Raw genomic sequence first — 11,147 nt, forward strand, 5'->3', positions numbered from 1 at the left:
TCCAAGGTTTGGTTGTTTTCCAATTCAAAAGAATGGGTTTTATTGCTGCAATAGGCCTGTTTGCGCCGTCTTTTTTATAAAGCGCTAATAGAGGTTGTATAGTGGCCCACTCCTCAATCACGGCAGCCAGTGCCTCAAAACCTAGGTTTTTCTCTTTTAATAAAAAGTTAATAAGCTCCCAATCATCGGAAGTCCATGCTCGTAACGCCTCTTCTTTAAACAAGAGGACCATTGTGTCGTCAAAAGAAAACTTCTGCTCCTCAGCCAGCTTAAGCCAATCGCTGACACTTTCTTTAAAGCAGAACAAAGCCGCTAATTGCCAAGGCTCAATAGCGTTCTTTAATAAAAGAGCCACAGGCGCTTTATTAAAAAATTCAAACAAGTCTAAAGCGCCTGATTTAAACTCGTTTTCTTTCATCATATATTTCTTTTGGATTAACTTTCTAAGTGATATGCCTTCTACTTCTTGCTTAAATAATTCCATAGCATTTTTAATTAATAGCACCGCTTCATGAGGTTTGGTAAAAAGCATTCTCCACTCTATAGAGGCCTTATACGACCAAACTAAAAGTTTGTCATCAAGAAGAGTAATACTGTCATCATCTTTCTGTCCAGAAGCACCCGACCTCCTTATGTTTTCTAATACACTCAAAATGGGTTTAAGCCGAGTAATAATGGCTTCGGGAGTCTTTTTGTTTGCAAGATAGTCTAAGAAATTATTTGTCTCTGCATTTGAGAGGTGCCATTCATCAACATATGGTTCCAGTTGGACATAACGATTGAGAAGCCTTATGATTTGTTGCTTGTTACTATTCAAGAAGGTGCCGTTTTTCTCTAGAAAGGCTATCTTCTCTTGAAGATCTTTCGCAACCCAATCAGATAACTCATTGGAGAGTAATGATTGGATATGCCCTGTCAATAATTGAGCTTGCTCTAACAATTCTTTTATTTGTAAAGAATGTTCAGGAAAAGGGGTGGGACCATAAGCGTATCCCTCCAAGGTCATTAAAAAACAATGAGTAAGCGATTTAGTTGTAATAATCTTATGTGCACTTTCTGCTTCTTCCCCACAAAGGAGCACCCCATGAAGGACATTTTCTTTCCATATAAATAAGATACTCACTCCAGGCTTAGTGTACGCACTATAAAATTCCTGCTGTGTTTCATAAGTAAATAGGAAGTTTTTCGAAGCATATAAATTGGTATTTATTGCGAATTTAATATCTGGATATTGTGAATGAATTATCTTAGACAGTTGCCATTTTTCTGGCAATGTAGGTGAGCGCTCCTTTAGATAGGATGTAACCCAATCTGTTTGAATGGATATGAGATTTATCCTTTGGGCTACAGTTTCTAAAAGCAATTCTTTTTCTTTATGGACCTCTACTTGTTGTTCACGATATTGTTGTATTTCTTGGCCTAAAAATAAAGAATGATTAAGTTTTAAGGTTTCACAGTCTTGTGATGTTTGATGAATGATTGCTTGAATTAATTCCTCTGGAAATAAAGTTTCATCTATAACATCAGCCCATTTTTTTTTATTTCCCTTATAATATGTTTGAAATACTTCGCTAATAGACGCTGCTTCGAGAAATGTGCGATCGACTTCTTCATGAATAAAAAGGGATTGAGTTATATTAAATATTTCATTTCGCTTATTAAAATCTAACTCGTTCTTTAGTTTCATAAGCAGATGGTTACGGAAAGCATCATCTATTTTTTTTATCCCAGCATGAAAGATATCTTCCTGAAGCTGTTTTTCTTCATTTTTTCGGAGACATTCAATTAATTGCGCTATATTAAGCATTTTTTTATTGCTAACAATAATTAAGGATTGATTGTTTCCTAAGCCACGCATTCGCATCACGGCTTGTAAGAATTCACTTAATTTTGCAGTCAGCACATCAACGGTTACAATGGCGCATGCTTTTTCGTCTTGAGCAATATCACTGCCAAGAGTATGCTCTTGATCGTAGTAAGTCACCCGCTCTAGAGGGGAGCAGTGGAGCTCTTCGGTTAAGTAGGCTGGATTCGTTGAATGTAGTGATTTACAAGGAGTATTTTTTCCATATGCATACAGGCTGTCTTCTTCATAATATAAAACATAATTGGGTCTTTTTTCATAAGTCTCCATAAAGAGGGGCGCCATGTCTTTATTGCTTTTTCCAATAAAAAAACCACCAAAATCAATAATAGCCTGTATCTGTTTTTCCGTTCCCTGTTCTTCAAGTAGTTTTATAATAAACTGCATTTGCGAAGCAGAGTCACAGTCTTTGAGGGTGGATTTGTTAGTAATGTATCCAATAACGGTAGCATCGCCTCCTAATCGTGACTCATAAATCATTTTAATGTTTGAGGCATAGGTTCTATGATTTTGAGGTGTTCCCGTTACAGCGAGCACCTGATAAAACTGGTTTATTAAATTAATTGGATTAGAGCTTAATACTTTCTTTTCAGAAGACAGTTGATGAATAACAGGGGTAATGACTTCTCTTAATAAAATGGGATGATGTGCAAACTGTTTTTTGAACTGCTCCAGCACTTCAACCTTATTGCAATCCAGCGCAGCCAACAAAGACCTATACCCCACTCCAAAAATTATCTCGAATTTTTTTTGAACTAAACTTTCTTCTCTATTATCTTCTAGCGCTTCTTTTTTCCATTCGCTTAATAAAAACTGGAACTGTTTTGTTGTTACCCCCTGATACATCATCATTTGAATGGTATAATTTATCGTCTCTAGGATATTGCCAAATACAAAAGAGGTAGGTGCATTATTGGCTCGATAGGGAATCGCATAACGTATTCCTGATTCAGGAGAGGGGCCATAATGTTCATACAATTTACGTCTTAACGTGGCAGGCAAGAGTACTTGAAATTGCTCTCGCAAAACAGTCCATAGTCTTTTCTTCTGAGGGTTTGCATCTAATTTTTTTTGCTCATCCGTACTGATTGTGCTCCCTTTTATATACTTTTCTAGCTCCATAACATTATTTTCTGATGCACGTAGTAGCCAGTAAGGAGGTTTTTCCAATAGTAACTTCAGGCATTTATTCATAAACTGAGAGATTTTTTCATCCTTCATAACTTCAGAAGGGTCTACGGCATAATTCTTTATTTCAGGAGCGTGTTCCCCAAGCCACATATAAAGTTCAATCATTAACTGGGCCACCTCTGTATCAATAGGGCTCACCTTATCAATAGCATAATTAAGTTCTTTTTTAATATGCAATACCTTGTGTGCCTCATCGATGGCAACGACGCCCTTCTTTTGGATTAAGGTGAGGATTTTATTTAACCAATAAAGTTTAAACTCACCAGCGCTGTCTTGCTTGCCATCAACTTGTTGTTTTAAAATTTCTAGGTACTTAAGCTCGAGAGATTGAACGCTGCTGGCGGTTGATACAATATAGTCTTTCTCAGTACGAATAATTTGTAATTTTTCATATAACGCTTGTAGCGACGCAGGGTCACTGGGTGTGCTGCGATCAAATCGCAAACAATGTGCTTTTTGGTTAAAACTGTGTAATGAAGTGGAGGATAAGTCATTAAAATTAACTTGAAGAGCAAGCTCAGGAACTAAAATAACAGCTAATGAATCGCTGTTTGCCGTTTCAAAAGCCCACAAAGGAAGTATTACTTTTGTTTTTCCTCCTCCCATGACGAGTTGAAGCACTTTGGACCTTTGTTGCTCGTCTTTTTTTGAAAAAAGTGCCATAAATCGTTTTTGTTCTGGTCGCAAAACCAACTGGTTCATATATTCAAAGAGTACTTGCTGTTTTTTTTCTGGCATATTTAAGTGCAACAAAGCTGAGGCCAATGCCATCGCTTTTTGTGGATTTTTTTTCTGGGCGTACTCTGTACCTGCATGCTGTATTCTCGTTAATCGCTCTTGGAAAACCAATAAATGGCGTAATTTTATAATTTCTTGTGGTAATTGACACGCTAGGTTTTCCTCTATCCCCATAGAGATAAAATCCAGCGATTGATATTCATAACGAAGGAGGTCCTCTAGATTGGGAATTGCTTTGGTTTGTGTCAACTCTGTTAGATTAACGGCTCTCGACTCTATACAGAGTTTAATAGTATTTTTTATGTTGTTAATGGACACAACTGTTTTTTTACTTATTGAAGGGTCGAGCAAAACCTTAAAAAAAACGTGATCGACTTCCTCTTCAAAAAAATGGTTTATTGCGGTTTGTTTATCGGCCTCAATTTTTAAAAAATGGTCACTTAATTTTTTTAGTTGCTCTTCTTTATTAGTAAAAGAATTTTCTAATTTCCCTATAGCTTCAATGAGTTCGTTTTCTTTATTTTTATACGTATTCTCGATTTCAATTAAAGAATTATAGACTTTAGTCATCGGTTCAGGTATAAAAGAAGGGTTACTTATGAATTCTTCTGGTTTGAAAGACTCCTTTACAGAAACTGTTTTTTTCTTAATTTTATATTGGATTGTGTTGTGCCCGGTGTTTAAGATGAAACACTTTATCTTCGGTATTGTAGTGTTATTTTCTCTAGACCATTTAGCCGTATTTTTAACAAAATCAATGCCTTTTTCTTGTGCAAAAAAATCAGCCGTTAACTTAGAGTGCAGTAAAGCCCACATTATTTCCGCGACTAAAAGAAAGGCACAATCTCTTTGGCGATTGCTGTCGTCTTTTTTAGCGTAGAGTGGAATGACATTATTACAAAATTCAACTATTTTGGAGCTGGTTTTCTCATCAGTAGGGCTTAAAGCTAATTGGAAATAAGACCCGCACTGCTCTAGTAGACATGGGTACGGCATGTAAGGATTTAACTTATTGAGAGCAGTTTCATTGAGTTCTTTAGAAAAAACGGAATCAAAATGATCTCGCTCTTTCGTGTTCAGTGTGTTAAACCATGCTACCCAACTAAAAGGCTCAATGGCAAATGAGTCTTTAACTAAGTAATGTCTTTGTTCTGACCAATATACTTTTCCCTCTTGCTCTAGAAAGTGCTCTAAATATCGAAGAGCAACTACACCACTGTAGATAAAATTAGTTCCTTTATACTGACGTCTTTCCTCGGCGATACAGTAGGACAAGAGGAGCTCTTCTTCTGATACTAAAAGGAGCATATTACTGGGTAGGTAAGGGCGTGCAGTATCATACTTGATGTAATATTGTTTTATATGTTGGGCCAAATTGCTCACAAAATATACTAGTTTATTTTTTTCCTCTTCATAATAACGTGCTGTATTGGAGAGGGGGTCGCTTGAAGGATTTGTGTGGCTCTTAGCCCATAATGGAACATCGTTGGTTATTTTTAACATGGCATACAATGCACGCAGTTGTACCGCAAGCGTTCGTGAGTTTCTTAGTTGATATTCCTCCTCTGCCGGTAATGAGGTTACAATCCACCAAAGCTGCTTCATTTCCTCAAAGCTACCATGTACTGCACAGGTTTTAATTTCCTCTAAAGCCTTTTTAGGCTTTTTTTGCGCTAAATAAAGATAAGCCAGATACAGCTGTGATTCACTGGATTTTGCGCGAATTTTATTTTCATTTATTTCGAAGAAGATGTAACGCTCACTCTTAGAATAATCCCAACCAAAAGTAAATTTAGGTGCTTTTTTAAGTTCATCCGACAAGTCATGTGCCCAAACATAGGAAGTTTTATCTTCTGAAATTATTGGTTTTTGATGCTTATCTTTACATACTATATAACGTTGCACAGGAACCATTAAAACATGATTCCCGCTTTTATTATCTTTTAGCTCCAATCCCGAGCCAAACCAATCGTTCTTTTCTTTAACTAAAGTATATCGTCCATCAGCGGTTTGATAGTCCTCTGATATTTTTTGAAATTTAAGTCCATAGCGCTCTAATGAGCAGTAAAGCTCTTTGTTTTTTTTATATGCATGAATAAACGATGGAGATTCAAAACGAGAAAATACATCATTTATTTCATCTATGGTTTTATTAAAAGAATCTCTCTGATATTGAATTGCTTTAGTTGTTGTATCTACTACAAGCCAATCATTTTGATTGGCTATCCATATCCTATAATTGGTTTGATTGATTAGTGGAGGGCAACTTTTAAAAGCAATACAACTAAAATTAAAAGAAGACTTCAAGTCTTCTGAAGGCAGAGAGTAACTGTACCAGGACTCCTCGTTTGTACCTACACCTTGAGCTTGGATAATTAAATGCTCTCTATTAAAAAAAATACGATAAGGCCGTTCATTATATTCAAAGTAATATTCATCAAACTTTTGACTGTTTATGGAAACGGATTTTTTCTGAGCCAGAATATTTTTATTACCAAACAGCTCGCTAAATTCACAAGAACTACGGATCATTAGAGGTAAGAAACAGACCTCGTTATTGTCTATTACGATACGACGATGAGGTAAATCCACGCATACGGTGCCCTTTTTAACATCCATTCCCCATTTAGATAATAAGGACATGACAATAGAGGTTAATTGCTGCTTATTAGCAGAAAAAAGAAGAGGCGTTACTTCATCCAAGACTCTTTGTATGATAGATTCTTCTTGGAAAGCCAGTAAAGAGGGCCCTAGCGCAAGAGCCCAATAAGTCTCCCACCAATCCATATTTATTTCATCCTTCATGCAATAACAAAGAAGTTTGAGGTAAAGAGCTTCTCTAAGCCCTGTTAGCTCGTCTTGTGGTTGAGATGCTTTAGCTGTATTAAAAAACCGATCGCCCCATTGTTGTGCTAGGGTAGCAATGGAAGTATTATCCTCTAAAAGACCTGACTTTATAGCCTCTTTATAATAGCGAATAAAATGGAGGGCTATTTTTAAAACAAACCATTCGCCTTTAGAGGTTTTACCTTCTGTTTTTTTAAATAAAGCATCTAAGAGGAGCCAGATAGAATGGTTATTTATGAGTGTACTCAATAATCGCCCGGGTTCAAATATTGAAAGCCAAATATAATTTTTTGAGTCATCAGACTCAAACCATTCTAAATGATTAGATAAGGCGCTTAATACAGCTGTCACTTGGCACGACTCACTGACACGAAGATGATATAATAAATTTTTAATACTTTGCTGCGTAGAAATACTTTTAATTAATGGATGCTGGTTAGATTTTCCTGCTCCCAAAGGATGTTCGTATTGCAAGACCACCTGTTCGTAAGGAATTTGTTGAGAGTTGGGGCTATTTCCATCAAAGTGACTCAACAAGGCATTATAATATATAGTGTCTTTAAGGCTAATGGTGTTTAAAAGGGAGCGCTTTAGAAAAAGTTCTCTCGATGACTCTTTCATTTCATCGGTAACGAGGATGCTTTCTACTTCTAATCTAACAATCCTTTCCTGACTTACGATTTCATTCTCATATTTTTTGCTAATATTAATCTTTAAATGAGGCGATACGCCCCATAATAAGACATTAGAACTGTTATAAGCAAGATTAGCAACTTTTTCTAAGCATGAAACAAGAATTGCTTCAATATGGGCTTGAATGGCGAATGCTTTACCTAGCTTTGGGGTGGAATTATTTAATTTTTTTCGTTCTTCTTGGCTTAAAAAACAATAATAAGAAGCATTTTTTCCATAAAATAATTTATAAACGGCTGTAATAAGCTCTGGTGACTCTTTCTTTCTTACTAAAAGCTCCCAGGCCTGTTCTAAAATCTTTTTTTCTTCATCAGAAGCTTGGTCACAAATCCTATAATAATAATCGAGTAAAGATTGTTGTTGGGTGTTTTGGTAAAAAAACGGTAATTGATTTAAGAGAAAGTCTAATTTAGGATTTAATGTAGTTAAAAAAGGATTCCGAGGCAGTCGATTTAAAAAAAGGCTCATCTGTTGAAAGTAAGGAGGGGGGCCAGAGAGGCCTTCATCATTAAAATAAAAGGCTTTTTCTTTTCCTAAGCGATCGATGAGGCTCATGAAACTTAAAGTAACAACTACAGATTGAGGCATGAGGGTTTTATTGAGTCCATGATATTGTGTTATAATCTGATTTAAATTCTGGAGGAGTGTGGTTTGTTCCTCCGCTCTTAGTGATTTAGGCTCTATGAGTGGTGAAGATAAGTTACAAAAACGAAAACAAAAATCTTCTACCCTTTGAATGTAGGCTGAATCTCTGACCTGAGAGGACGCTACCAATGTCTTAATACATTCCATAAAAGAAAGAGAAGAAAAGATTTCAAGGCCTTTTTTTGGTAAATGGGCTTCGGATCTAATCGTTAGGTCCTTCGTAAAAAAAGGGTTTGTTACCAAGGGAGTAGGTAAGTGTTTTGGTAAAACAATGTGTTGGCTTGTGATGGCAGGGATGTTTTTTAGATTGTTTTTCCATTTTTTTATATTTTCTACAATGAGTTTCACCTCTTCTTCATTGAGTTTTTCTATAGAGTGAACGTTCTTGGCAAGCTTTACTAGACTATATTCTAATAATTGTATCGTTTGTGAGGATTGAGGTCTTATTTTTTCAGAATGCTCTTGGTTTATTTCTAATGAATGAAAGCAGTGCAATTGATAAGCAAGCATGAATTGAAGTGAAGCTATAGGCTCTGGTATTAATGCATCAATAAAAAGCTCCATCGCTCGCCAAGTACAAGTGCCACTTTGTTGGGGAAGACGTGGATTTGATAATTTATCGCATGGAAGAACTCGGCCTTTTGCTATACTAGGTGCGAAGTGAAGTATTTGGTATAAATCTCTTTCAGTGTACGCAAAAAGATTATTATTGATTATTGGGAGTAGCTCTAATCTAAATAATGCGACCAATAAATCATTTAAAAAAAATTCATTTTCAGGTAAGTATGGGATAGTAAACGCATAAATAGGGTAATACCCTATTGTTCCTGAGGGTAATGCAGTTGTTTCGTGAAAAGATGCATTACTTGGGTCATAAATACAAAAATAAACTTCGTTTTTTTGCTGACTTAGCCTGTAGACAGCAGAATGACCAGGGTGACCTGAAAATCCTCCGCCAATAAATAAATCTTTTTGCTCCTTAAATTGGCTAATTATTTTTTTAGCTGTTTTATGTAAATCAACGTCTATATCAACCCAATTATCATTTTCGCTTTTTTTATATTTAGTTACTATGGTTTGTTTTTCTGTTTCAAACTCATATAAATTTGCTAAATGATGTTGTATTTTCTTGAAAAAATTCTCATCCCCTATTGCAGGAGAGCTAGCTAAATTAATAATGAGTCGATTGAGTGGGGTTCTCTCTTTAGTAGGAGAAAAAATAAAATGTAAGAACGCACCTAACTTATGGATAGAGCTTAAAAAGCTCCCTCCTGAAAGGGGTGTTCCTCCAATCTCACCATCTAAAAATACATGTGCTAGGTGCCTTATATCTAACTCGTTAGTCTTATCCTGCGGAATGAGTGTTTTGTTTTGGTTAAAGAGCTTAGTTTCTTCTTGTTTTAATTTTAAACGATAACCTTCAAGTAACTCTATTCGGTGTTTTTTAAATTGTTCTAGGTATTCTTTAGGATTTTTTATTATCAATAGCTTCGCTTTAAATCCACTGTTCTCTTCAGGCGTTATTGATGTTTTAAATTCACTTTTAATTTCAGCGTCATTATTTTTTATTAGGTCATATTTATAGCCTTTTGCATTCTTGCCTTTTACATTTATATATTGTTCGGACTTTCTTTTGTCTACAAGAGTCCGCGATGAATTATAAAATTCTTCAAAAGAAGAACTCCTTTGTTGCCCCCAATGAGAAAAAATAATTCTATCCTCATCATACCCATGAATAACCGCAGCGTGTTCATTTTTGTCTTCATCTGTTGCTGTAGTGGTTGGTTGCCCTAGATCGTCTTTATTAAGGCTTACCGAAAATGCAGCAAAAATAAGGTTTCCTTCATCGATACTAGAGGTAATAAGTACTTTAAAATGTTTCAAATTATCGAATGAATGTAATGTATGTTGGTATCCAATTTTAGTTGCTAAATCCTGTACTTGCTTTATTTCAAGAAGCTCTCCCTGTTTAGAGCCTACTTCTTTTGCTAATTGCCTCATGGAGAGAGGGTTTTTAATAACACCTTGATGTAACGGATTATTTTTTTTATTAAGAGGAATAGGAGGAAAATCATGTTGAGTCGCATAATAGAGATCAATAGTCGCAATGGTTGTCGGCTTACATATATGACCGGTTTGCTCTATGGGAATAATTTCTATTATTGAATTTTTTTCTTTCATTTGGCGACCATTAAAGACTTTCTGCGTGATTATTAATTATAGTGCTTAATAATTATTATTGAGTGCCGACAAGACAAGAAATAATCGCTTCCCCAGTTTTTTATTAAACCTTTAGACGTAAGGTCATAAAAATACCTAAAAAAGCATATTCATACCTGTAAGAGTACATTGCGGGTCCTGTAGGCCGGAATCATCTATCCCAGCCAGCATAATCAACAGAAAATAGCTTAAGGATTACATTTCAAGTCTATCTCCCTCCTCACTTCCTTGGCTCGCGGCAGAAATTTACTAATATTTATGCTTCCATGCCTAATTCGCTTAAATAGGGGGATAAGGATTTTCATTAGCTGGAGGCTGCTCACTCTTTTCAGAATAGAATTGTAAGTAAGGTTTTTCCTCTTCTTTTAGGAAACGCTTACACAGCTTTTCTGTGCCATTTGCGCTGAAATTTATGGAATATTTAGGCGTAGACCGAAAATACTTAGCAAGGTAAGTATTGGTGTAGTCAACATTGCTATCTTCAATCATGAAATCTTCTTGTTCTTTAAAGCCGTTATCTATTAAAAACTGCGAAACCTCATATAAGAAAGGTATACTTCCTATGTCGGTTGTTGATAAACACAAGTTATTGCCTGCCCATATCCTAAAGACACTATTCTTTTTACGCTCTATGCTAAAAGTATCAAGCTGAGCATTATTTGATTGTTTGTATAGAAATAAAACTTGACATAGAAAATTTTCAAATTTATTTTTCACAGGTTCCCAATTCTCTTGTTTTTGGACTTTGTCGGCAACAGGGATTTGCTCCTTTATTAAGCGAAGAGGACTTGTTTCTTCGCGTTTTTTATGAGAGCTAAATTCAGCTATTAATTTACTGCATGCCTTGCTGCTTGGTAATGCAAAAACATCGTCTTTTTTAAGGTTTTTCGTACTCAACGCACTAATAATGGCCTCCTTAACCCTGGTGTTTTTACTCCCTATGTCAAGC

Annotated in this window: 2 protein-coding genes; both read right to left on the reverse strand. The window is 35.7% G+C overall.

Features of this window, described 5'->3' with window-relative positions; translation table 11 throughout:
- Positions 1–10,159 (reverse strand): DUF3638 domain-containing protein (locus Lfee_RS12535; protein ID WP_193786952.1); only part of this gene is annotated, 10,159 nt, incomplete at its 3' end.
- Positions 10,160–10,477: 318 nt separating this feature from the next.
- Positions 10,478–11,147 (reverse strand): hypothetical protein (locus tag Lfee_RS12540; protein WP_193786953.1); only part of this gene is annotated, 670 nt, incomplete at its 5' end.

The organism is Legionella feeleii (genome assembly GCF_001467625.1).
In the GTDB taxonomy this organism is placed as follows: Bacteria; Pseudomonadota; Gammaproteobacteria; order Legionellales; family Legionellaceae; genus Tatlockia; species Tatlockia feeleii.